The organism is Pseudomonas sp. KH_017, assembly GCF_057840285.1.
The window spans coordinates 483733-508721 of sequence record NZ_CM174509.1 but is presented as its reverse complement, the minus strand read 5'-3'; the positions used below and the strand labels follow the sequence as shown (position 1 = coordinate 508721).

General features: G+C 61.2%; 19 protein-coding genes. 2 read left to right on the top strand and 17 right to left on the bottom strand.

The window, feature by feature from the left end:
• Positions 1-32: 32 nt before the first annotated feature.
• The gene (hldE, locus tag AC3IT6_RS02285) at positions 33-1454 is read right to left on the bottom strand and encodes a bifunctional D-glycero-beta-D-manno-heptose-7-phosphate kinase/D-glycero-beta-D-manno-heptose 1-phosphate adenylyltransferase HldE (protein ID WP_223447556.1); all 1422 of its coding nucleotides are present in this window, start codon (positions 1452-1454) and stop codon (positions 33-35) included.
• A gap of 322 nt (positions 1455-1776) precedes the next feature.
• A complete protein-coding gene (gene msbA, locus AC3IT6_RS02280; RefSeq protein ID WP_489354161.1) occupies positions 1777-3579 on the bottom strand; it encodes a lipid A export permease/ATP-binding protein MsbA in 1803 nt (600 codons plus the stop codon).
• 154 nt (positions 3580-3733) lie between these two features.
• On the opposite strand from msbA, the gene AC3IT6_RS02275 reads away from it, so the two are divergent.
• Together AC3IT6_RS02275 and AC3IT6_RS02270 are read left to right on the top strand one after the other, a co-directional pair.
• Positions 3734-5596, top strand: a complete 1863-nt coding sequence (locus AC3IT6_RS02275; RefSeq protein WP_489354160.1) for an O-antigen ligase family protein — start codon at positions 3734-3736, stop codon at positions 5594-5596.
• Entirely contained in the window at positions 5596-6819 is a 1224-nt protein-coding gene (locus AC3IT6_RS02270; protein WP_489354159.1) for an acyltransferase family protein, read from the top strand. The genes AC3IT6_RS02275 and AC3IT6_RS02270 overlap by 1 nt, the downstream gene beginning before the upstream one ends.
• A gap of 68 nt (positions 6820-6887) precedes the next feature.
• Here the strand turns inward: AC3IT6_RS02270 and AC3IT6_RS02265 are convergent, their stop codons facing one another.
• The 15 genes from AC3IT6_RS02265 to glnE form a co-directional block, all read right to left on the bottom strand.
• Entirely contained in the window at positions 6888-7772 is an 885-nt protein-coding gene (locus tag AC3IT6_RS02265; RefSeq protein WP_489354158.1) for a glycosyltransferase, read from the bottom strand.
• Positions 7769-8923: a glycosyltransferase family 4 protein gene (locus tag AC3IT6_RS02260; RefSeq protein WP_223447546.1), complete on the bottom strand. Its 1155-nt coding sequence runs from the start codon at positions 8921-8923 to the stop codon at positions 7769-7771. The genes AC3IT6_RS02265 and AC3IT6_RS02260 overlap by 4 nt, the downstream gene beginning before the upstream one ends.
• Positions 8920-10362 (bottom strand): PIG-L family deacetylase, encoded by a 1443-nt coding sequence (locus AC3IT6_RS02255; protein ID WP_489354157.1) that lies wholly within the window; start codon positions 10360-10362, stop codon positions 8920-8922. The genes AC3IT6_RS02260 and AC3IT6_RS02255 overlap by 4 nt, the downstream gene beginning before the upstream one ends.
• Before the next feature lie 8 nt (positions 10363-10370).
• Complete coding sequence (locus tag AC3IT6_RS02250; RefSeq protein WP_489354156.1) at positions 10371-11267, bottom strand: antimicrobial resistance protein Mig-14; 897 nt, start codon at positions 11265-11267, stop codon at positions 10371-10373.
• Positions 11267-12397: a glycosyltransferase gene (locus AC3IT6_RS02245; RefSeq protein WP_489354155.1), complete on the bottom strand. Its 1131-nt coding sequence runs from the start codon at positions 12395-12397 to the stop codon at positions 11267-11269. Before AC3IT6_RS02245 ends, AC3IT6_RS02250 begins: the two co-directional genes overlap by 1 nt.
• Positions 12381-14138: a carbamoyltransferase family protein gene (locus AC3IT6_RS02240; RefSeq protein ID WP_150727926.1), complete on the bottom strand. Its 1758-nt coding sequence runs from the start codon at positions 14136-14138 to the stop codon at positions 12381-12383. Before AC3IT6_RS02240 ends, AC3IT6_RS02245 begins: the two co-directional genes overlap by 17 nt.
• 165 nt (positions 14139-14303) lie before the next feature.
• On the bottom strand, positions 14304-14639 hold the full coding sequence (locus AC3IT6_RS02235) for a YceK/YidQ family lipoprotein (RefSeq protein ID WP_489354154.1): 336 nt from the start codon (positions 14637-14639) through the stop codon (positions 14304-14306).
• Between the two features lie 219 nt (positions 14640-14858).
• The gene (locus tag AC3IT6_RS02230; protein ID WP_489354153.1) at positions 14859-16310 is read right to left on the bottom strand and encodes a lipopolysaccharide kinase InaA family protein; all 1452 of its coding nucleotides are present in this window, start codon (positions 16308-16310) and stop codon (positions 14859-14861) included.
• Complete coding sequence (locus AC3IT6_RS02225) at positions 16310-17062, bottom strand: lipopolysaccharide kinase InaA family protein (RefSeq protein ID WP_223447536.1); 753 nt, start codon at positions 17060-17062, stop codon at positions 16310-16312. The genes AC3IT6_RS02230 and AC3IT6_RS02225 overlap by 1 nt, the downstream gene beginning before the upstream one ends.
• Positions 17059-17793: a lipopolysaccharide kinase InaA family protein gene (locus tag AC3IT6_RS02220; protein ID WP_046039745.1), complete on the bottom strand. Its 735-nt coding sequence runs from the start codon at positions 17791-17793 to the stop codon at positions 17059-17061. Before AC3IT6_RS02220 ends, AC3IT6_RS02225 begins: the two co-directional genes overlap by 4 nt.
• Entirely contained in the window at positions 17793-18599 is an 807-nt protein-coding gene (rfaP, locus tag AC3IT6_RS02215) for a lipopolysaccharide core heptose(I) kinase RfaP (RefSeq protein ID WP_489354152.1), read from the bottom strand. Before rfaP ends, AC3IT6_RS02220 begins: the two co-directional genes overlap by 1 nt.
• On the bottom strand, positions 18600-19721 hold the full coding sequence (locus AC3IT6_RS02210; RefSeq protein ID WP_489354151.1) for a glycosyltransferase family 4 protein: 1122 nt from the start codon (positions 19719-19721) through the stop codon (positions 18600-18602).
• On the bottom strand, positions 19721-20782 hold the full coding sequence (gene waaC / locus AC3IT6_RS02205) for a lipopolysaccharide heptosyltransferase I (RefSeq protein WP_489354150.1): 1062 nt from the start codon (positions 20780-20782) through the stop codon (positions 19721-19723). Before waaC ends, AC3IT6_RS02210 begins: the two co-directional genes overlap by 1 nt.
• A 1-nt stretch (position 20783) precedes the next feature.
• Positions 20784-21818, bottom strand: coding sequence for a lipopolysaccharide heptosyltransferase II (gene waaF, locus AC3IT6_RS02200; protein WP_489354149.1), 1035 nt, complete (start codon positions 21816-21818; stop codon positions 20784-20786).
• 216 nt (positions 21819-22034) lie between these two features.
• Positions 22035-24974: a bifunctional [glutamate--ammonia ligase]-adenylyl-L-tyrosine phosphorylase/[glutamate--ammonia-ligase] adenylyltransferase gene (gene glnE, locus AC3IT6_RS02195; protein WP_489354148.1), complete on the bottom strand. Its 2940-nt coding sequence runs from the start codon at positions 24972-24974 to the stop codon at positions 22035-22037.
• Between the last annotated feature and the right edge of the window lie 15 nt (positions 24975-24989).

The window sequence follows — 24989 nt, the reverse complement described above, 5'->3', positions numbered from 1 at the left end:
TGCCCCCTGGCCACAACAAACCCGCGCCACATTCAGGACTTGCGGATCTTCTCGACAATCGCGGTAGTGGAGCTGTTCTCCACCAGCCCCAGCACTTTCACGGTACCGCCATAGGCCGTCACGATGTCCGCGCCGACCACCTGGTCGATTCCGTAGTCGCCGCCCTTGACCAGCACGTCCGGCTTGACCGCGCTCAGCAGGCTTTCCGGAGTGCCTTCCGAGAAACTGATGACCCAGTCCACCGCACCCAGGCCGGCCAGTACGGCCATGCGCCGGTCGACACTGTTGATCGGACGGCCCGGCCCTTTCAGGCGACTGACCGAAGCATCGTCGTTGATCGCGACGATCAGGCGATCGCCCTGGGCCCGCGCCTGCTCCAGATAGGTCACGTGACCAGCGTGCAGGATGTCGAAACAACCGTTGGTGAACACGATCCGCTCGTTGTGCGCGCGGGCATCATCGACCGCCAGCAACAGCTGCTCAAGGCCCAGTACACCGCGTTCGGAACCCTCCTCGCGCTGAATCGCACGACGCAGTTCCGGCGCACTGATGGCCGCCGTACCGAGTTTGCCGACCACGATGCCCGCCGCCAGGTTGGCCAGCGCCACCGCGTGGGGCAGTTCTTCGCCAGCGGCAATCGCGGCCGCCAGGGTGGAAATCACCGTATCGCCGGCACCGGTCACGTCGAACACTTCACGGGCCCGGGCCGGCAAGTGCAGCGCCGGATGATCCGGGCGCAGCAAGGTCATGCCGTGCTCGCCACGGGTCACCAGCAAGGCACCGAGGTCCAGGTCGTGCATCAGCTGCGCACCCTTGCTCACCAATTCGTGCTCATCGGCGCAACCACCGACGATGGTTTCGAACTCGTTGAGGTTTGGCGTGATCAGGCTCGCACCGCGGTAGATCGAGAAATCCTTGCCCTTGGGATCGGCCAGCACCGGAATGCCTCGGGCACGGGCGGCCTGGATCAGCGCCTGATGGTTTTTCAGCGCGCCTTTGCCATAGTCGGACAGCACCAGCACCTTGATGCCTTCGAGCAACTCGTCGACCTGCGCGGCCAGCGCCAGCGCGTCGGTGGCGAAGGGTTCTTCGAAGTCGATACGCAGCAGTTGCTGGTGACGGCTCATGACCCGCAGCTTGACGATGGTCGGCTGGTGCACAATGCGCTGGAAAATGGCCCGCACGCCGGCGCCCTTGAGGCTGTTGACCAGGCTGTTGGCGGCTTCATCGTCGCCGGTTACACCGACCAGCGAGGCCGGAGCCCCCAGGGCGGCAATGTTCAAGGCAACGTTGGCAGCACCGCCCGGGCGGTCTTCGATGTGATCGACCTTGACCACCGGCACCGGCGCCTCAGGAGAAATCCGTGAGGTACCACCATGCCAGTAACGGTCGAGCATGACATCGCCGACTACCAAGACAGGGGCTTGATCGAATCGCGGCATGGACAACTTCATGGTGCAACCCACATACAGAATGAACAGGGGCGCGATATTAGCACAGGGTTGGCGCCGGCTTGTGCGGTGGCTGCAAGCGGATGATTCGCCGGGGTTTTTTGCTCATTTTTTGAGCAGCAGATCCGCCAGACGACAACACGCATCGCTCATCCCCATCGCTTGCGCATCGATTTCGCACTCGGCATGCAGCGGCGCCTCGTAGGGGCTGTCTATAGCGGTGAAATCCTTGATCGGGCAAGAAACATAAAGGTCTGAATACAAATCACCGGGCGCGTTGCACGCCGGGTGTGCGAAAGGGCGAGCCAGGCTCGCCCTTTCGGGGTCAGGCGATGTCTTCGGCCGGGGCGTCGAGGCCCATCGCGTTGAGGCGCGAGTAGTAGCCGTTTTGCGCCAGCAGTTGTTCATGGGTGCCGCGCTCGACGATTTTCCCCTGATCCATGACCAGGATCAGGTCGGCCTTCTCGATGGTCGACAGGCGGTGAGCGATCACCAGCGTGGTACGACCTTTCATGACCTGATCCAGGGCTGCCTGAATATGCCGCTCGGACTCGGTATCGAGTGCCGAAGTCGCCTCATCGAAAATCAGCAGCGGAGCATTTTTCAACAGTGCCCGGGCAATCGCCAGGCGCTGGCGCTGGCCACCGGACAGCAGCACGCCGTTTTCCCCGACCTGGGTGTCCAGGCCTTCGGGCAATTGGGCAATGAAGTCCATCGCGTAGGCATCTTTGGCCGCTTTTTCAATGTCTTCGCGGGGTGCGCCGGCCAGGTCGCCATAGGCGATGTTGTTGGCCACGGTGTCGCTGAACAGGGTCACGTGCTGAGTCACCTGGGCGATATGCCGACGCAGGTTCAACAGCTTGTACTGCTCCACTTCGACGCCATCGATGAGGATTTCGCCCTTGTCGTGGTGATAGAAACGCGGAATCAGGTTGGCCAGGGTCGACTTGCCGCTGCCCGAACGTCCCACCAACGCCACCATTTGCCCGGGCTCGACCGAGAAACTGATGTCATTGAGCACCTGACGCTCGGTGTCAGGGTAGGTAAAGCTGAGGTTGCGCACGTCCAGGCGACCGCTGACGACATCACGCTCGACGGTGCCGGTATCGACTTCAGGCTGGACATCCAGTTGTTCGAAGATACTTTCAGCACCGGCCACACCTTTCTGGATGGTCGAGCTGACTTCGGACAGCTGGCGAATCGGCTTGGGCAGCAAGCCAGCCAGGGTGATGTAGGCCACCATGTCGCCGGCGGACGCATCACCCCGCAGGAACAGCACCAGGAACATCAGCACAGCCATGGCGGTGTAGATCACCAACTGCAGCAGCGGCGTGTAGATGGCGCCGGTGCGGGTCATGCGCAATTGCTTGTCGGTGTTGCCCTGGCTGGCGTCGAAGAAGCGTTTCTCTTCGTACTTTTCACCGCCGAAGCTGCGCACCACGCGATAACCCTGGATCGTTTCGGACGCTACATGCGTCACGTCCCCCATGGCCAGCTGGATTTTCTTGCTCTGCTTGCGGAATTTCTTGCTCGCCGTGCGCACCATGAGGGCGATCAGCGGCAGGATGGCGACCATGACCAGCGTCAGGCGCCAGTTCATGTACAACAGCGAGGCAAACAGGAAGATCACCGTCATGCCTTCACGGATTACGACCTTGATCGCATCTGTTGCCGCCCCCGTGACCATGGTCACGTTGAAGGTGATACGTGAAATCAGGTGCCCCGAGTTATGCTTGTCGAAATACCGGTTTGGCAGCACCAGCAGGTTGTTGAACAACTGGACCCGCAAGTCATGGACCAGGCCCAGGGAAACCTTGGCCAGGAAGTAGTTGCCCAGGTACGACCCCAACCCCTGCCACGCGGCGATGAGGATGATCAACAATGGCACCGCTTGCAGCAGTTGCAGATCCCGCAGGTAGGGCACGGTTGGAAACAGCACCGCTTCAGGGTTGGATAGACCGTCGACGAAGTACTTGAGGATGTAGCCCAGCATTGGCTGCGTCGAAGCGAAAATCAGAAAACCGACGATGCTGATCAGGAACAGGCTGATGTACGGCCGGACATAGCCGAGCAGGCGGAAGTAGATTTTCAAGCTCGATGGGCTTGCGCAGAGACTGGAGTCGGTCATATCACGCGAATGTCGATGAAAAGGACGCTGACTTTACCACAGCTTCCCCAGGGTTCTGGCAATCGCATACAGTCTGTGTATTGTGGCGCGTCAAATAGCCACCAGATGTCCCTGCCTTGGTATGGTCGCTCAATTCAGGAATAAGTTACTCAGCATGCAATTAAACGCTTTGAACAGCACGTCCAATAGAATCTTCGATTTCATTTGTCTGTGGATCCTTCCGCTCGGTTATTTATTGCTGCTTTGTGCACTGTTTTTCCTGCCGGGGCGCAGTGTGCTTCACAAGCTTTACTATGGTCTGTTCAGCATACCGGCACTGATTGCACTGTGCCTGCGACCGCGGTTCGGCAAAGAACTGCTGCACGAACCGATCGTCATCGCAGCTCTGTTGTTTGTGGCGTGGGCACTGCTCAGCCTGTACTGGGGGCCGGGCGACGACATCGAGCCTGGTCACTTCAAACCGTCATTGCATACCCTGATGCTGTTCGTTGGCTGCTACCTGCTGGTGCGCTATCGCAGCGAAATCATCCAGCCCCTGCTGTTCTGCGCCGCGACGGTGGCGCTGGTCGTCTCTACCTACAACCTGTACAGGTTCGACCAGTTCTACCAACCGGAAATGCGTCTGATCGGTGTAGGCGCTTTCGACAATCCACTGCTCAGTTCCCACCTATTCGGCTTCTTCTGTACCTACTGGCTGAGCCTGAGCATGACCTGCAGGCGACGCCAGATACTTTGGTTGAGCATACCGGCGATGGCGATCATGTTCGCCACAGTGCTGGCCACCGGTTCCAGGACCCCACTGGTTGCACTGACGCTGGCTGCGCTATGGCTGTGTTTCATCTGCTGGAATCGACGCTCGGTCTTCATGCTTGGCGCCATGTTCATCGCCGGTACGGCGACTTTCGCGTTGTTTGCGGACAAGATCATCGAAAGAGGCAGTTCCTTCCGCATCGAGCTCTGGCAATTGACCCTGGGCAGGATCGCTGAGCACCCATGGATCGGGCACGGCTACAACGCCAGACTGACCCTGGACCCCGGCGTCGGCTACAGCCTTCAGGAACCCCATAGCTTTGCCTTGGGCGTGCTCTACTACGTTGGCATTATCGGTCTGCTGCCATGGCTGTTCTTCCTCGCGTGGAGCTTCATCAGTAGCTGGCGCCATCGCGTGCAACCGCTGTTTGTCATTGCCTCCGCCTGGCTGGCCTTCGGTATCGGTGCAGGCCTGACTGAAGGTGGCGGGATCATCTCTCGCCCCAAGGAGCACTGGTTCCTTCTGTGGATCCCCTTGGCGCTGATTGCCGCATTGAGCATCAATCAACGGGCCCGGCGCCTGCTGCACACGCCGATCAAGACCGCGACACCAAGCGCCCTGCAACAGCTGACTGCCGATGCCCGGGTTATCGAAGAGGATGGTCTGGGCCCCAAAGTCCTGCGCCTGAGCGATGGCAGCTTTCTCAAGCTGTTCCGCCGCCGCCGCTGGTATACCTCGGGCAGTTTCACGCCCTACTCCGATCGTTTTGCGGTCAATAGCATGCAACTGCGCAGCATGGGCATCCCGACACCGCACATCCTCGACCTCTACCGGTTCGAAGACGGCAGCACCGCTGTGCACTACTCTCCGTTGCCGGGCAACACGCTACGCCAGATCCTGCAAGGCATCACCGCCCCGGCGGTGCGCCAGGCACTGGTGGAGCGCTTCGGCAAATTCATGGCTCAACTGCATCAGCAAGGGGTCTACTTCCGCTCCCTGCACCTGGGCAATGTGCTGGTGCTGGAGGACGGCGAGTTTGGCCTGATCGATCTGGCCGACCTGCGAATTTACCCTTCATCATTGAGCCCTTCCCTGCGTCGGCGTAATCTGCGCCACATGCAGCGCTACGCAGAAGATCGGCGCTGGCTGTTCGAGGATCACTTCGAAGCGCTGCTGCAGGGATACGCCGCAGCGGCTTCGAAAGCCGACGTGGATAATTTGCACAGGCACGTGCTGGCCGGGAGTCCTCCGGCACAGGCTCACTGATGATAGAAACCAACCCGCTTATCGCGATGACGGCCTACCTGCTCGCCATTGCGACCGCTGCGCTACTGTTGCGCAGCGTGCCGAGATTCACCCGACAGCTGGAGCATTGCGGTGAAAGCCGCTTTGCCGGCATCGACGGCTTACGCGGGTATCTGGCCTTCGGCGTGTTCGTGCACCACTCGATCATTACCTGGATCTTTCTGCAAACCGGCGTGATCGATTTTCCGCCGAGCAACTTCTACTCGCAGCTGGGCCAGGGTAGCGTCGCCCTCTTTTTCATGATCACCAGCTTTCTGTTCTGGGACCGCTTGCTCACCCACGGACGGCAACACGACTGGCTGGCATTTGCGGTATCCCGGCTGTTTCGCCTCTACCCGCTCTACCTGCCGCTGATGTTGACCGTGTTTGTCTGTGTGTTCTATTTGCAGGACTGGGAACTCAAGGACTCCGGCACCCAGCTCATTGGCCAGACCCTGGCCTGGCTGATCTTCGACCGGCCAGACGTCAACCAGTACCACCAGACCGGCATGCTGATCTCCAACGTCACCTGGACGCTGGGGTACGAGTTGTTTTTCTACCTGGCCCTGCCACTGGCCGCCAGGGTGTTCATTTATCGCGGCGGCCGGATGCAGACGGTGCTGTGCCTGATCGGCATCTACGCCTTGTACGAGGTGGTCGGCTGGGAACACTCGCTGAAGAAGCACTTCCTGGCCAGTTTCCTCGGCGGCATCGCTGCGGCGTACTGGGTTCGCCGTCCACAATGGGTCGCCTGGAGCCTGTCTCCGCCGGCGGGCATCATCGCTCTGCTTGCCTTGGCGATCGCCTTTACGGCGTTCAACCGGGCATTCAACCTGGGAGCGCTGCTGCTGCTTTCACTGTTCTTTGTGATCGTGGCGTCCGGCAACACCTTATTCGGCGCCCTGAGGCCACGCAGCATCCGCTGGCTGGGGGAAATCAGCTACAGCACGTATTTGCTGCACGGTTTCGTGCTCTGGGTACTGGTGCAGCGACTGCCGCCGGTATTGCATCTTGACGCCCGGCAAGCCTGGGTCTTCCTGCCGTTGATGGCCGTGTGCAGTTGCCTGCTGATCATCATCAGCAGCCTGACTTACCTGTACCTCGAAAAGCCCGGTATCAATGCAGGCAAGAAAACCCTGCACTGGTTACGCCAGAAGAGGAAGCCGAGGAAAGAACTTTTGGAGGAGACGGCTCAACAACGTTGAGCCATTGCCGGGGCATATCATCGAGGACAATGCCCCGCCTTCCGCCCCCCTTGAATCCAGCCTTTGGCTCAGTTTTTCTCCAGCCGTGAGAAATACATCCGACCCAACCCACGCCAGGTTTTCTTGTTCCAGGCCTTGAACGGAATCTGCGCCAGCAACTCCCGCGCCAGCTTGCGATCACGGTTGGCGGTCTTGAGGAACATGGAATTGAGAAACTTGTAGCGCACCTCGTCATACAGCGGGTGATCGCTGAAGAGCGCGTAGGTGCGCAGGATGCTGTCGATCATGAAGCGGTGGTTCTTGTAGGAGTTGGTGGCGTGCTTGCGATAGCGCGCCATCAACACGTTCAGACCGTCGATGAAGTAACCGGCATGGGTCACCTTCAGCTCGATCAGCAAGTCTTCCAGGCGAATGGTCGGGTCGAATCCGCCCACCTTCTCCAGTGCTTCGCGACGGATCATCAGGGTGGGAGCCGGAGGATAGGGCTTGCGCTCCAGGAACATGTCATCGAAGTCCAGGCGACGGAACGGCACATCCCGGCGCTGGCGCTTCTCCGGGTAGAGGTTGCCGTCGGCATCGATCAGCTCGATGTTACCGGCGCAAATGCCGACCTCGGGCTTGCCGTCCATATGCGCGACCTGGGTGGCGATTCGCTCCGGCAGCATGATGTCATCCGAACCGAACGGCACGATCAGGCTGCCCTTGGCCCGGGCAATCGCACCGTTGAGGGTATTGGTCAGCCCCTGGTTTTCCTGGACCCGGAAGTCGAAACCATGGATGGCCTGCAACGCCTTGATCCGCTCGACGCTGTCATCTTTCGAGCCATCGTCGACCACCAGCAACTCAATATTCTGGTAGGTCTGGTTGAGGACGCTGAGAATGCTTTCCTCGATGTAAGCGGCGTGGTTGTACGACGCGATAATGACCGTGACGATGGGTTGCGCGTCGTTCATGGCTGTTCCTTGCGGGCCTGTTCCAGGCCGGAGTCGATCAGATTGAGGTATTCGCGACGGAACTCCTCGATGTCATGGTGTTGCTGCAAATAACGGAAGGCCTGCTCGCCCTTGGCCTTGAGCTCGTCATCCGACAGCCCGAGGTAAGTGTCCAGCGCCGCCTGCAGCGTCGGCACATCCTTCGGCGTAATCGCCAGGCCACCAGCCCCTTCGATGAGCGGCAACATGGCCGGCACGTTCGAGGCGATCACCGGCAAATGCCCGCTCATGCCTTCGAGCAGCGCCAGCCCGAGACCTTCGGCCAAAGAAGGCATGGTCCAGATATCGAAAGCGCGAATGTACTGCAGGGCAATTTCCTTGAACCCCAGCAAATGGGCGCGACCGCTGAGGCCGAGGCGGTCGATTTCCGCCGCCAGACGCGACTCCTCGCGGCCGGCACCGATGATCGCCAGCTGGGTATTGGGGTATTTGTCCTTGAGCGCGGCAAAGGCCTGTAGCAAATAGATATGGCCTTTGACCGGCACCAGTCGCCCCAACGCACCGATCAGCCGCACCGACGGATCGATGCCCAACAGTTCACGGGCCTTTTCACGACTGTGTTGCAGACCTTCGGCCTGCTCGATGTCGATGGCATTGGTGATGGCGTAGGTGTTCTGGTCGGTGAAGCCGCAGTCACAGTCCAGCAGATACTGTTTCACCGCTGGCGACACGCCGACGAAGCGCCAGTGACGATCGATCAGGCGCTGGGTCTGGCGGCGCCGGTAAAAACGGTCGTACTCGCCAAAGCCGTGGGAAATGCCGATGCACAACGGCACTTTCAACCAGCGGTTGAGCGCCAGCATCATGTTCACCGGCTTGAAGCGGTTGCAGATCACCACATCGAATTTTTCCCGACGGCAGAACTTGTACAGCTGCCACATGGCCCGCAGGCGCATGCCCTTGAGGGACTTGTCGGAAAATTCGAAGTACACCGAACGGTCGGCTCGGCTCACCGCTTCGCCCGGCCCGGGTTTGCCGCGCAAAAACGCAGCGGTCACTTCATAGCGATCACTGGGCAGGGCCTTGACGATTTGCTCCGCGAGGTCGGCGAAATCATGGGCTTTGACGTTGTAGTCAGGCTGCAGTTGCAGGACCTTTGACCGCTGACTCATAACTCTCCCCGCTGAGAAACGTTGCCTGGTGTGTGCTTGATGGACCACAAAAGCTCGTGGCGCCGGACTGCCTTGCGAAAGAACTCGTTCTCGCCATAGGTGGGCGGCAACCGGCCGGCCAACACGCATTGTATCAACCGACGCAAGCGACGCTTGAACGGCATCGCCGGCTGCAGGTCGTGCATCATGCCCAACGCCATGGCCTTGTCTCGCTGTTGCTCCAGCGGCAAGGGCAGGCAATAAGGCTGCATCGGCTGGGCCGGATCGAAGGCGGGCGGCAAGGCGATGCCATCACCGGTATCGCCCATCGGCCAACGGTCGTTGTCGTGCAGGTGGTTGGCATAGCCCAATAGCGTGGTCGGCTGCCAGTCCAGGCCTTGCAAGGCTTCGAGGACTGCTGCCTGGGCGCAGATATGATCGGGATGCGGATCCAGGGTCGGATGCGGCAGGACGATAACTTCGGGCCGGGCCCGCAGCAGCAACTCACGCAGATCCGCCAGCAGGTTGTTCCAGGTCGGCGCGCCATCGGCATCACCGGGCAGCGCAAAAGGATTCAACTGACGGAACAGCCGGGTGTCGCTCAGGTCAGCTTCCCGCGATCCCGCCGCCACCGCAGGCGCGGCCTGCATGCTCGCCAGTTGCAGACAGAAGTAACCCAGTTGTACGCAGTGGGCCTCGGGTACACCGGCCCAACGTGGCACGGCGATGCTGTCCCAGGTGCGCAGACGGCCTTTCAAGCGGGCCGCATCGACCTTGTACAGGCCCATCTGCTGATAGTGTTCAGCTTCGATTTCACCCGCTGTCAGCGTGACGATCCAGGTTTCGTCGGCCTGGCTGTACAAACCGTAGGCCGCCAGCTCGGCGTCATCGGCGTGGGGCGCGATGACCATGACCCGCTGACGCCGGTAATCCGGATGTTCCAGCGCCCACAGCACAGGCTCACCGAACACCCGACAGAAACGCCCGCGCAAGCGCAGCTCACCACGGGACAGCGCCTGAGCCTGACCACTGAGATTGAGGTAACGCAGGCCGTTTACGCCCCGTTCGAAGGTTTGTCGGTCCGGGTTTTCGCCCCCCGCCAACTCGACCACCGGATCGAAAAAACGACCCAGCCAGGTGCTTTTTACCCGCAGGGCCAGCACCAGCGTCGCGTCGTCGACCAGCATCACGCCCTCGTCCAGCCGCAAATGTTCACCGTTCAGGTGCACCTTGGGCTGGGGCGTGTAGGGGGGAAAGCTGTACTGGTAATCGTCTTTCGGTGAGTAGAACAGATGGTCGGCAAACCAGGCTTCATGGGCAATCCAGCCCAGAACCGCCAGCACCAGCGGCAACCACCAGGCCACCAGCACACCGATGACGATCAACAGCACCAACGCAATCAGCAGGCCGATACGTTTATTGCGCCGATGGCGCTTGAGCAGTTGCTGTTTGCGGCTCATGGCTTGGTTCATACGGTGAAGACCGGCACGGGGTTGCACCAGCGATCCTTGTATTCACGGTCGGCGCGACCGAAGGAAAAGCGCAACGGCTTGTCCTGCGCCCGGGCATGCTCCCAGGCACTTTGCGTATTGAGGAAACTCAGCACGCTGCCGGGGCTGAACTCACGGGTTTGCGGATCGACCCCGCCGTTGATGTACTCGACACTGATCCACTGCGGGGTTTCGACTCGGTACACCAGCTGAATAGCAATCGGCGCATCGTTGAGGAAAATCACCGAACCGATCAGCAACTCGCGCAGCAACTCGATGACCTCGGCCATGCGTTCGGCTCCCGTCGCCGGGAAGCCCCAGCGGCGCTGGAACAGGTCGCAGTAAATCGCCGCCAGCTCAGTGCTGGAAAATTCGGACACCGGCCGCACCACGCCACCGGCCTCTTCCAGCAAGCGCAATTCGCGGCGTTGGTTATAGCGAAATTTTTTCGACAATTCTTCGGGCGTGCGGGCCATGGCCAGTTGTTCGGTTTGCAACTTGATGCCAGTGAAACGGCCTTCGTTCAGCGCCGACAGATACCGCGCACGATGGCGCAAAGGCGCCTGGGTATCGGCAGCGGCCGGCAGGATGATCTCGGCGTTGCCCAGGTCGAAAAGACCTTTCTTGCCGCGACGCTTGAGCACGTCCTTGGACAAGGCCAGGTCGCGGCCCCAGGTCGGGATCGCCGCCTTGACCTCATCACCCTGCACCCAGGCCAGGTAACGCACCGGAATGTCGGCCAGTTGCGCCAGCCGCTCGACCACCACGGGATGAGTCGCGACGCTGCCGCCATAACGCTGCCAGGTTTCGGCGTAAGTCGAGGCGTCGACTACCGCCCAGCCACGCTCGCGCCAGCCTTGAAATCGGTTGAGCATCAGCCCCTCGGTGCCAGTTCGGTAACGTGCGGCAAGTGCCAGAAAGCATCGCGCACTGCGCGATCGGAGAAGCGTTCGCGCAAGCGCTCGAGCATCAACTCGGCACACTGCCGGCGTTGCTGATCATCCATGCCGAGCAGATGTTGCAGCCCCTGGGCCAGACGCTCGGCATCGCCCAACGGGAACAGGATGCCCACGCCTTCAACCACCTCTTTCGCTCCGCCGCACGCCGTGGCCAGCAAAGGAACGCCAGCGGCCATGGCCTCCAGCAGCACCATGCCGAACGGTTCGTGATCGGAACTCAGGGCGAATACATCAAAAGCCCGGAAGTAGTTACGCGCATCCGGCACCTGACCGAGGAACAGAACCCGGTCACCGATACCCAGTTCCCGGGCTTGGGCCTTGAGGTTTTCCTCCAGGCGCCCCTTGCCGAGAATCACCAGCTGGCTGTTGTCCGGCAACCCTGGCAACGCCTCGGCAAAACCGTGCAACAGCGTGGCCTGGTCCTTGTCCGGATGCAGCCGCCCGACGTTGCCGACGATCCAGGCATCCGCCGCCAGCCCGAGGGTTTCCCGGGCCTCGCGAGCCGACACCTGGGTCGCCTGCAAGGCGTCCACATCGATACGGTTGTACAAGGTCTGAATCCGCGAGGCCGGCCACTTCGGCAGGCATTGGCGCATGTCGTCGCGCACGGCGTCGGACACACCGAGCAAACTCAAACGCTTGCGGAAAATATGCGCGAACAGTTTACGGCTGCCACGTTTGTAATCGTCAAAAGCGTGATGCACGCCAATCACCGGCAACGACGTGCCGAGCAAGGCGATATAGATCGGCTTGAAGCGGTGGGCGATGCAGAAACTGAAGTTGCGCGACGCGGCGATCTTGCGCAGATCGCCGATGGCACCCAGCTTCAGGCCGCGAATGGCCTTGGAGCTGTACTCCATGAACAACACTTCATCGGAAGCACAGCCCGCGGCGACTTCGGCATCGGCAACCCCGGTGAGAAACACCGTGGTCACTCGATAACCGGTCCCCGCGAACAGGCTGGCGTACTGCCGTGCGCAGTCCAGGAACGGCCCGTCATAGCCGTGGCAGAACTGCAGCACATGACGTTCAGCCGAACGTGTCATAGGCGTTTGCGCCCTCTTTGACCACCAGGATGTCTTCCATGATCAGATACTGTAGATCCGAACCGAAGAACATGTTCAGGGCGTCAGTCGGCGAGCAGATCATCGGTTCGCCGCGACGGTTGAGCGAGGTGTTGAGCGACACGCCGTTGCCGGTGAGCACTTCCAGCGCTTTCATCATGTCGTAGTAGCGCGGGTTGTATTCGCGCTTGAGCACCTGGGCGCGGGAGGTGCCATCTTCATGGACAACTTCCGGCACGCGGGTCTTCCATTCTTCCGCCACTTCGAAGGTGAAGGTCATGAACGGAGCCGGGTGATCGATCTTGATCATCTGCGGCGCCACGGTGTCGAGCATCGACGGGCAGAAAGGCCTCCAGCGCTCGCGGAACTTGATCTGGTGGTTGATGCGGTCAGCCACGCCAGCAATGCTCGGGCAACCGATGATCGAGCGACCACCCAGTGCACGCGGACCGAACTCCATGCGGCCCTGGAACCAGGCCACCGGGTTGCCGTCGACCATGATCTTGGCGATCTGCTCCGGCATGTTGTCGAGCTTGCGCCAGGTCGGCTTGTTCTCGTGACGGGCGCAGGCGGCAATCACGTCTTCGTTGCTGTACGACGGGCCGAGGTAGACGTGTTCCATCTTCTCGACCGGTACGCCACGGGCGTGGGACACATAGGCTGCCGCGCCGACTGCTGTGCCGGCATCTCCGGATGCAGGCTGTACGAACAGCTCTTTGACGTCGTCGCGGGCAATGATTTTCTGGTTCAGCTTGACGTTCAACGCACAGCCACCGGCGTAGGCCAGTTTGCCGGTTTCCTTGAGCACGTCGCCCAGGTAGTGGTCGATCATCTGCAGCGAAATTTTTTCGAACAGCGCTTGAATGCTGGCGGCGTAGTGGATGTAAGGCTCGTCGGCGATGTCGCCTTCGCGCTTGGGACCCAGCCACTCGATCAGCTTCGGCGAGAAGTAGTAACCCTTGCCCTTTTCTTTGTAGCGACGCAGGCCGATGACGTTGGCGTAGTCGGTGTTGATTACCAACTCGCCGTTTTCGAACGAAGCCAGGCGCGAGAAATCGTATTTGCTGGCGTCACCGTACGGCGCCATGCCCATGACCTTGAACTCACCGTCGAGCATATCGAAACCGAGGAACTCGGTGATCGCGCCATACAGGCCGCCGAGGGAGTCCGGATCGAAGAATTCCTTGATCTTGTGGATCTTGCCGTTTTCGCCGTAACCGAAGAAGGTCGTGGCGTACTCGCCCTTGCCGTCGATGCCCAGGATCGCGGTTTTCTCTTTGAAACCGGAGCAGTGATAGGCGCTGGAGGCGTGGGCCAGGTGGTGTTCGACCGGCTCGATCTTGATCTTCTTCGGATCAAAACCCAGTTGCTCCAGGCACCAGACAATCTTGTTGCGATAGCGCTTGTAGCGACGGTTGCCCATCAGGATCGCGTCGAGTGCACGGTCCGGGGCGTACCAGTAACGCTTGGCGTACTGCCAGCGGGCCTTGCCGAACAGGCTGATCGGAGCGAACGGGATCGCGACCACGTCGACATCGGACGGCTTGATACCGGCCTGTTCCAGGCAGAATTTCGCCGATTCGTAGGGCATGCGGTTCTTTGCATGTTTATCGCGTACGAAGCGCTCCTCTTCAGCCGCCGCGACCAGCTTGCCGTCGATATACAGGGCTGCGGAAGGATCATGGCTAAGGGCGCCGGACAGGCCAAGAATCGTCAATGCCACAGGGGTCTAGCCTCTTTAGTCTGCATGCAGGCGCAAGCGCCTCAAAAATTAATGTGCCCTCGCAATGGGCGAGAGACAGCTAAAGGGCGGGATTATAGCGTAAAAGCGGCGGCAAGCCTCTAGCCGCAAGCGGCAAGCAACTGCGGCGGGGACCTCGCGGTATTTTTATCCGCGCGCAGGTCGCCAATAGATAGAGATACTGCCGTCCACGCTTTGCCGGTAAATCGTGTACGGCAAGACCACGGTGTCCAGCGCGCCAGACAGGGCCAAGTCCACTAAAACGAGCGGCACAAGGAAACCCGCAGGGTCTGGTGGCGCATTTAATACACAGAAGTCGTAAGCCAGTCCGCTGTAGACCCGGGGAATGGACTGGCAATAGGTCTTTTGCCTGCGCAGCCCCTGCGCTGCGTCGGCTTCATCCTGCAGGACGGTGGCGGCGGTTCCGCAGCCCATTAGCGACACCGATAAAACACCCGCTGAAACTGCCATTTTGATCGTCACAGCCTGACCTCCGAGAACGTCAGGCAAACTAGCATCGGGGCGATTTGGGCCACAGTTCATGACTTCCCAAGATCGCGTAGGACGGATCACAAGAACCTGTCTGCTTTCTTGGTTGGCAGTTCCGGCCCCTTCGCGAGCAAGCCCGCTCCCACAGGGATATCTGAACGACCGGAACTACTGTGGGAGCGGGCTTGCTCGCGAAAGGACCGAAGGTCCGATTCAGGTCGCGCTGGAGATGTCCTTGGGCAGACGCTGATCGATGACCTGGTAAAGGGCGCTGCCTTCAGGCCAATTGCGCATGAACCGCGCGCGATCCCTGGCATACGCCGGGGCGAAACTGCCGAGAGAACCGTGCTGGCACATCGAGTCGAGGTCGATCAACGCCCAGCGATCCTGTTCCCAGAACAGGTTATGCCCCTTGAAGTCGCCATGGCTGATGCGTTCGCGAATCAACTCGGCAAACAGATGATCCAGTGCCACCAGCTCGGCTTCCGGTGCATCGCCACGCTCAACATACGGCGCAAAACGCTCGATGATGTCCGGCCCCGGCAGGTACTCGGTGATCAGGTAAGCCCGGCTGCGCAGCCACAGAAAACGCGTTTCCAGCAACGCCAGCGGCTTGGGCGTGGCAATCCCGAGGAACGCCAGGCGGTTGCCTTCGCGCCATGAATGCCAGGCCCGGCTCGGGCGCCAGAAGCGCTTGAGCCAGTGGGCAAAACCCTTGATGTTGTAGCGCTTGATCACCAGTGTGCGGCCATCCACCTCGACCTTGCCGACACTCGCCGCACCGCCGGTCTTGTACAGATGCCCCTGATCGAGCAAGGCGTCGGCCTGCTCCAGCACCGGCACCATCGACGACTCTTCCTCGCGGCGAATCGCCCGCAATCCGAAGGCCCCGCGCTGGACGCTGAACAGCGTGCACTCGCGGCCAACCTTGATCAGGAAGTCCTTGAGACGCCAACTGCGGACCTTGTCGATCTGCTTCTGCAGCGCTTCCATGGGCAAGGCGTGCTCGCCGTTGCTGAGCAGGTAATACACCAGCAACTCTTCAATGAAGGGTTCGATCGACTTCGGCAACTGGGCAAAGAACACCCCGAGGTTTTCCAGAACCTTCTGCCGGGACAGCGGCTGGCCAGGCGTCTCGCAGCAGATGCCCGCGCCATCGATCAGGTACAGGCGACCGCCCTGGCGCAGCAAGTTGTCCAGATGCAGGTCTTCCTGCCACAGGCCCTTGCGATGCATCTGACCGATCGCACCCAACGCCTCGGCCAGCACCGCGCCTTGCCCATCGGACAGTACGGGCTGCTGCTCAACCTGCTTCCAGGTGTCGCCCAGGCTTTCGGCATGCTCAAGGAAATCAAACAGCAGCCAGCCACCCTCGCCTTCCTTCAGGCCATCGGCCAACAGTTGCGGCGTGGTCAGCCCCTGGGCGGACAGCAGGCGCACGCCATCCAGTTCACGCTGAAAATGCCGTGCGGCCTTGCTGCCGACCAACAATTTGGCCAACACCGGCCGACCACGCCAGACGCCGGCACCGACATAACGCTGCCCCGGCAACACCCGCAACAGGCTCAGCAGTTGCAGCTCGGCGGGGCCAGCGGCGTCGGCCAGCGAAACGCTCAGCGGCAAAACCGGATTGCGGCCGGCGGACTTCAACTCGGATAAACGCATCAGCGCGGCCCCTTCTGGCTGCGCCGCGCGGTCAAACGCTGCAGCCAGTTGTCGATCAGCGAGCTGTCCTGCGGTTGATCCAGATAGGCGGCCAGCAATTGCCGCAGTTGCGACTCACCCCACTCGGGCGCGCGACGCGTCAGCGGTTCCAGGTCCTTGATTCGGTCACGCTGCCCGTACAGCAGCGGCCGGGTCTTTTCCAGATCGATCAATTGAGCCTGATAGCCATTGCCGGTGGCGCGCATGAAAATGTGCTTGGGATAGAAGCAACCATGCACCTGGCGTGCGGCGTGCAGTTGCCGGGCCAGTTCGCCACTGGCCTTGAGGATTTCCGAGTGCTGCTCAGGGCTCAATTGAGCCCAGCGCTGCAACAGCGAGTCGAGGTCGTCCCAACCGTCCAGGGCGCGGGTCAGCAGGATCGCGCGGACCTCGCCATTGACCTTGCGCTCCCCGTAGAACACCGCTTCCAGCGCCGGAATGCCCATCTTCCGGTAACGGGAGATGTTGCGAAACTCGCGAGCGAAACTCGGCTCGCCGAACGGCGCGCGCAAGGTGCGGGTCAGGTAGTTGCTTTGGCGCTTGAGGTAGAAACCATGACCTTCCAGATCCAGCCGAAACACGCTGCTCCAGCCGCCGCGACCGGTGTTGGGTTCGTCCACCGCATCGAGCTGTTTGGCCCAGAGCGCCTCGAACGTGCCGAGGCCATGGCGCTCAAGCAGCGCACGGTCTTCAGCGGCCAGAAAATCAGTCATTCGCGTCCCTCGAAAAATCTCACCACGTGCCGGATGCGTTTCTTGTCCGCAGCATTGAGCCGGGTCCGGTTGCGGTATTGCAGGTAAAAGCGCAGGCGCTGGGTAGCCGACAGTTGATACTTGGCGACCTTGTCCAGGCACGCCAGATCTTTGGTAATACGGTACTTGAGCCAGAAACCGCGCCAGAAATCGCCGTTGGGGCAATCGATCAAAAACACTCGAGCCTCATCGTCGATCAGCAGGTTGCGCCACTTCAAATCATTATGGGTGAAGCGGTGGTCGTGCATGGTCCGGGTGTATTGGGCCAGCTGACGACTGACGGTATCGACCCAGGCGCGATCCGACAATTTCGGATCGCGCCGCTCGGCCAATGCCGACAAGTCTTCGGTACGCGGCAGCTCCCGGGTAATCATCGCGCCGCGAGCGTAGGCCGCACCGCGTCGTTCCAGCCCCCAGGCCACCACTTCGGCAGTGGGGATGCCCCACTTGGCGAAGCGCTTGAGGTTCTGCCATTCCATCTTCACCCGAGGCTTGCCCAGGTAACGCCGCAAGCCTTTGCCAGCGCCCACATACCGTTTGACGTAATAGTTGACGCCATTGCGCTCGACACGGATGACCTCCGAGAGCACGTCACTGGTCAAACGCTCGCCTTGCAGCGCAAACACAGCCTCGAGGCTGCCAAAGTCATCGGCCAGCTCGCTGTAGGCCGGATCCAGTTTCCAACCCGACATCAGAGCGCATCCCCGTATCGCTGTTTACGCTCGTAGAGCTTGTTGGCCTTGCCGTCGAGCCAGCTCAGCAGCCCAGCTTCTTCGCTCAGGATCTGACGCAGCGGCTGCTGGAAATAGCCCTTGAGGAAACGCAGCTTGTCGCGGCGGGTCAGGCCAATGTCCAGGGCCGAAAAGTACAGGGCCGCCAGATCCTTGTTACGCCAGCGCGAGGTGATCGTCGGGCGGGTCTGGGCTCGGTGCAGGTCGATTACCGAAAGCTTGAAGTCATCAAAGGTCACCGGCTTGTCGGTGTGCAGCAGGAAATGGCAGATGTAGCAGTCGCGGTGGTTGACCCCGGCGCGGTGCATCATGCCGGTCATGCGTGCGACTTCGGCGATCAGCGCGCGCTTGAGTATTGGCTCCGGTGGCTGCTTGATCCAGTTGATACTGAAGTCTTCGAGGCTAACCGTCGGCGCCAGCTCTTCAGTGACGATGAACGAGTGCTGGTCGGCCGGGTTACTGCCCTTCTCGCCATACGCGACGGCGGTCATGGTCGGCACGCCGGCTTCCTGCAGGCGCTGAATGGCCTTCCACTCCTGACCGGCACCCAGCACAGGAAGCTTGGCAGTGAGCAGGTTCTTGAAGATTTCGCCCCAGCCGATGCCACGGTGGATTTTCACGAAAAACCCGTTGCCGTCGACTTCCGTGCGTAATGTCCGGCGCGCTTCCAGCTCGCGGTACACCTCGCCCTTGAGCCCCTCGACTTCGGCGAACGGGTCGCGTCCGGCCCAGAGGCTCTTGAACGGTTCAGCCAGCATCAACTTCATTTAAGCGTGCTCCGCCAGAATCACATCGGCCGCGTGCTGCGGCATGCTGTAGAGGTCGGCCGTTTCGGCGAAGGCCAGACCGTTGCGGCTCCAGGCCGCCCTTGCTTGAGCGTCGTTCAACATGCCGGTCAGGTACTGCGTCAGTTGTGCCTGATCGAACGGTTCGTCCAGCACCAGGCCCGCATCGGCCTCGGCAATGTAATGAGCGTAACCGCACACCGCGCTCACCAGCACCGGCAGGCCGGCCACCAGGGCTTCGAGCAGCACGGTGCCGGTATTTTCGTTGTACGCCGGATGGATCAACAGGTCGGCACCCAACAGGAAGCGCGGAATATCGCTGCGCCCCTTGAGGAAGGTGACGTTGTCGCCCAGCCCCAATGTCGCGCTCTGCATCTGGAATAATTTGGGGTCATCCTGGCCAATTACAAACAGCCGGGTGCGCCTCCTCAGTTCGGCAGGCAATGCCGCCAATGCCTTGAGGCTGCGGTCCACACCTTTGGTCTTGAACCCGGAGCCGATCTGCACCAGCAGCAGTTCGTCGTCCTTGAGATCGAACTCAGCGCGGAACCCTGCGCGAATTTCACCGGCATCGGCCGGTCGGCGACGGTCCTGGGCGATACCCGGTGGCAGCAGGTGGAAGCGTTCCAGCGGCGTGTCGTAATGCTTGATGAACAGCGGCTGCTGGACTTCGGAAATCATCAACACTTCGGTCTTTGCCTCTTTGGCGAACACCGCCCGCTCGTATTCGGCGAAGTGGCGATAACGGCCCCAACGGCGATACAGCGAATTGCGCAAGTTCTGCGCCTTGTCTTCGAAGCAGCCGTCGGCGGCGTAGTAGACGTCCAGGCCCGGCATCTTGTTGAAGCCGATCAGGCGGTCCACCGGGCGCTTGGCCAGGTCCGCCTCCATCCACTCGCTGAGCTTCTCGTTGCGGCGATGGTTGAAGAACGCCTTGACCGGCGCCACCAGCACTTCGAAACCCGGCGGTACGTCGCCTTCCCAGATCAGCGTGTAGACGCGAATCTGATGGCCGCGCTTCTGGCACTCCAGGGCAATGCGCATGAAATCGCGCTGCAGGCCACCAAAGGGAAAGTATTTGTACAGGACAAATGCCAATTGCATCAGCGCAGCTCCTCAGCCATTAACAACGTGCTCAGTCGGCTGGCGACACGCTCGGGATTCAGACGCGTGAAGCACAGGGGCCACTCGCGTTTCAGGTCAAACTGACGACCATCTTCGGCCGTCGGTTGGTAAGTGCATTTCTTTTGCAGGCACGGCGCGCAAGGGAAGTCGCTGGCCATGTGAATCTGCACTTTGCCATAGGCGCCGGTCAGGCCCGGATTGGTCGGGCCGAACAGCGACAGCGTCGGCACATCCAGTGCGGCGGCCAGATGGCCCAGGCCGGTGTCCACCGCCACGCAGGCCTGTGCGCCCGCCAGCACCTTGCCGACACCGGCCAGGTTCAGTTTGGGCAACACTTCGGCGTGTTTGAAACCGGCAGCGATGCGCTCGGCCCGGGCTTTCTCCAGGGCATTGCCCCACGGCAACTTCACCCCGACACCCAGGTAGCCGACCCGTTCGGTCAGCTCACGCCAGTAGGCTTCGGGCCAGTGCTTGGTGTCCCAGGTGGTGCCATGCAGAAACACCACGTACGGATTCTTGCGCGGCAATTCCACCAGACGCTCGATATTCAGTCCGTAATCGCCCAGGCCTTTGGGCAAGTCATAGCCCAGCGCGATGGCGAACAACTGACGCACTCGCTCCACCGCGTGCTGCCCACGGGCAACGGCCAGGCGTCGATCGTAAAAGCGCGCAGCGATGGGCTCGCGCGCCGAGTTTTTATCGAGGCCGGCCACTGGAGCCTTGACGTAACGGGTCAGCCAGGCGCTTTTCAGCAAGCCCTGGGCGTCGATCACCAAGTCATATTGGGTGGCGCGAACGCTTTGCTTGAAGCGCCTCCACTCACCGTTCTTGATGGTCTGCCAGATGTTTTTGCGCCAGCGACGGATCGCCACCGGAATCACCTTGCCCACCGCCGGATGCCAGGTCGGGATCTCGGCAAAGCCTTCTTCCACCACCCAGTCGAATTTGATGCCGGGAATCGCCCGCGCCGCGTCAGTCAACGCCGGCAACGCGTGAATGACGTCGCCCAGCGAAGAAGTCTTGATCAACAGAACCCGCAAGCTATTTGACCTCGACCACAGTGCCTTGCAACCGCTGCAAGGCTTCGTTCACGGCCTGCGGCATGAGCTGACGCAGGCAGTTGTAATGGCCGAAACGACAGGTGCGATCGAAGCACGGGCTGCACTCGATGCCCAGGCGTACGATTTCGACATGCTCGGCCAACGGTGGCGTGAAACCCGGCGACGTCGACCCGTAGACAGCGACCAGCGGACGGTTCAGCGCGGCGGCGACGTGCATCAGGCCGGAGTCGTTGGACACCACCGCATCGGCACAGGACATCAGGTCGATGGCTTCGGCCAGCGAGGTGCCGCCACTGAGGTTCACTGACTCTTCACGCAGACCGGGAATCAGCCGCGCGCGGATGTCTTCGCCCACGGCGTGATCGTTTTTCGAACCGAACAGCCAGACTTGCCAGCCTTCGCGGATCTTCGCTTCGGCAACCTTGGCGTAATGCTCGGACGGCCAGCGCTTGGACTCGCCAAACTCGGCGCCGGGGCACAGGGCCAACACCGGGCGGTCGAGGGTCAGGCCGAATTTGGCCAGCGCCGCTTCGCGGGTAACCGGGTCGATCTGCAGTGTCGGACGCGGATAGGGTTTTGGCAGTTCAACGCCCGGCTCGTAAGCCAGGGCCATGAAGCGCTCGATCATCAGCGGATAACGATCCTTGTCCAGCGTGCGCACGTCATTGAGCAGGCCATAGCGAAATTCGCCACGCCAGCCGGTGCGTTTCGGGATGCCGGCAAAGAACGGCACCAGCGCCGACTTAAGGGAGTTGGGCAACAGGATCGCCTGGTCGTACTGGCCAGCCAGGGATTTGCCGATGCGCCGACGTGTCGCCAGCTCCAGGACACCGTGACCGAGCGGAAAGCTCAAGGCCTGGCGAACTTCGGGCATGCGCTCAAGAATCGGCCGGCTCCACTCGGGGGCCAGCACGTCGATTTCGCATTGCGGGTGGCGTTGTTTCAGGCACTGGAAAAGTGTCTGCGCCATCACCATGTCACCGACCCAACTGGGCCCAACGATCAGAATTTTCATGTGGTTTCCATAAACGAACCGGGGAGGCCTACGCCTCCCCGCCTCGAGAATTCTACAGAACAACGCAAATCTGCTGTAGGAGCGAGCTTGCTCCGGGCGGCGATCCGACGATGAACCTGAGCCCCCTCAGGGTGTCAGGCTCGCCGCGTTATCGTTAACGACCATCGCGAGCAAGCTCGCTCCTACAGGGAATATTGGCGTATCAAATATCCCGTTTCAGCTTAGCCCCAGCTCGCGCCAGATCCGCATGACCTGCCGCCGTTCGTCCGCGAACTGATCGCCCGGAATCACCCCGGGGTCCTTCTGCAAGGCCTGCCGGTGGGCGGCGGAACGGTACGCTTTATACGCTTCACGCAACAGGCTGGCATCTTCGACGGGCATCAGCCCTTCATGCTCCAGCTCTTCCAGAATGCGGATGTTGTCCGTCCAGCGCAGCAATGGCGGGTGTGTTTCGGACCACGCCAGGGCCGCGTATTGCACCATAAATTCAATATCGACGATACCTCCGGCGTCCTGCTTGATATCGAACGGCGCCGTGGCTTCGAAGGCATTTGCCCCGGTGCCGGCCGCCGTGCTCTTGCTGCCGAGGTTATCGCGCATCTTGGCGCGCATCTCGCTGACCTCCTGGCGCAGGGTCGGCAGATCACGCGTCTTGCCCAATATCGCAGCGCGGACTTTCTCGAAGGCCTGGCCGACATCCTGACTGCCCACCAGCACTCGCGCCCGCACCAGCGCCTGGTGTTCCCAGGTCCAGGCTTCGTTTTCCTGATAACGGGCAAACGCCCCCAGGGAGCTCACCAGCAAGCCCGACGCACCGGACGGCCGCAGACGCATGTCCACTTCATACAGCTGCCCGGAGTTGGTCTGCGCCGTCAACAAGTGAATGATCCGCTGCCCCAGCCGGGTGAAAAATTGCGCGCCATCGATGGGTTTGACGCCATCGGTTTCAGCCTGCGGATCGCCGTCGTGGATGAACACCAGGTCCAGATCCGAACCATGCCCGAGTTCCAGGCCGCCGACTTTCCCATAACCGACAATGATGAAGCCGGGATCGCACAAGGTGCCGTCGGTGCGCAGCGGCGTGCCGTACTTGGCCACGGTCTGGCGCCAGGCCAGTGCCAGCACTTGCTCCAGGATCGCTTCGGCGAGCCAGGTCAGGTAATCGCTGACTTTCATCAGCGGCAGGCTGCCGGCGATTTCCGAAGCGGCCACCCGCAAGCGGTGCGCCAGTTTGAAGTGGCGCAGGGCTTCCATTTGCTGTTCGAGGTCGTCCTCGGGAATCCGTGTCAGGCGCTCGCGCAACTCTGCCGCCAGTTCTGGCGCCAGTGGCGGTTTGAACAGCCGGCCTTCGTTGAGCAATTCGTCGAGCAGCAACGGGAAGCGGGTGATTTGCTCGGCGATCCACGGGCTCGCCGCGCACAGCGTCAGCAAACGCCGCAACGCACTGGGGTTCTCGGTCAACAGCACCAGGTACGCGGAACGACGGGCCACGGCTTCGACCAGCGGCAGCACCCGTTCCAGTACCAGGTCCGGATTGTCATGCTCCACGGCTTGTGCCAGCAAACGCGGAATAAAAGCATCGAGACGTTCGCGACCCAGACGCTGCATTGCCCTCAATTGCGGGCTACCGCGCAAGCCGGCCAGGGCTCTCAAGGCTTTGGGAGCATCCTTGAAACCGCCCTCCTCCAGTTGGCGGCAAGCGGCCTCATCGTCCTGGGCCTCTTCCCACAGCGGCAACCACTCACCGCCGACCACCACTTCGCTTTCGGCGCCCTGCTCTTCGTCGGGATCGGCGATCACCTGCCCGAAGTGCCAGGCCACGCGGCCGCGCCAATACATCAGTTGCTCGTGGAACGCCGTCCAGTTGGCGAAACCCAGCATAAAGGCAATGCGCGCCTGATCCTGCTCGCCAACGGGCAACATTTGCGTCTGGCGATCGGCAATCGCCTGAATCGCGTGTTCGGTGTAACGCAGGAATTCGTAACCTTCACGCAGCTCGCTGATCACGGCCGGCGGCAGGTAACCCTGACCTTCCAGCGTGCTCAGCACCTTTAATAGTGGGCGCTGCTGCAAGCTCAGATCGCGGCCGCCGTGGATCAACTGAAAGGCCTGGGCAATGAACTCGACTTCACGAATTCCGCCGGAACCGAGCTTGATGTTGTCGGCCATGCCCTTGCGCCGCACTTCCTGCTGGATCAGCTGCTTCATGGTGCGCAGCGCTTCGATGGCCGAAAAGTCCAGGTAACGCCGGTAAACGAATGGCCGCAGCATGTCTTGCAGTTGCGCCCCGGCTACTTGATCCCCGGCCACCACCCGCGACTTGATCATCGCGTAACGTTCCCAGTCGCGCCCCTGATCCTGGTAATACTGCTCCAGCGCGTTGAAGCTCAGCACCAGTGCGCCCGCCGAACCGTAGGGACGCAAGCGCATGTCGACGCGGAATACAAAGCCGTCGACAGTCATCGGGTCCAGGGCCTTGATCAGCCGCTGGCCCAGACGGATGAAAAACTCCTGGTTATCCAGCGGGCGTTTGACGCCGACGGTTTCGCCACCCTCGGGATAGGCGAAAATCAGGTCAATGTCCGACGACAAGTTCAACTCCACGGCACCGAGCTTGCCCATGCCGAGAATGACCATCTGCTGCGGCTCGCCGCTGCGCCGCCCGGTCGGCACGCCGAACTGCTGGCAATGCCGCGTGTACAACCATTGATAGGCCTGATCGATGCTGGCATCGGCCATGTCCGAAAGGTCGCGACAGGTCTGGATCAAATCGGCCTGGCGGGTCAGGTCGCGCCAGATGATCCGCACCTGATGGCGCGCACGCTGGCGGCGCAAGGCGCGGCCAAGCAGATCGTCGGTCTCGGCCACGCTCACGGCGGCCGCGATCTGCCCGCACAACTCGCCGGGAGCGAAGCCGCGGTCCAGTTCGCCGGACTGCACCAGTTCCAGCAACATCAAAGGGTCACGAACACACTGTTCAATCACGAAATCGCTGGCGGCGGTGACGCGGGCAAATTGCGCCCAGCGTTCCGGCGTCCAGGCAGACAGCCCGTGGTCATCGTCCAGAGCGGCGACGGCAGCCCGGAACGACTGCTCGGCGCGGGTGACAAACGGCAGGAGAATGGCGGGCAGTTCGGCAAGCGAAGGGAGGCTCATGGTCTATCCTTGATC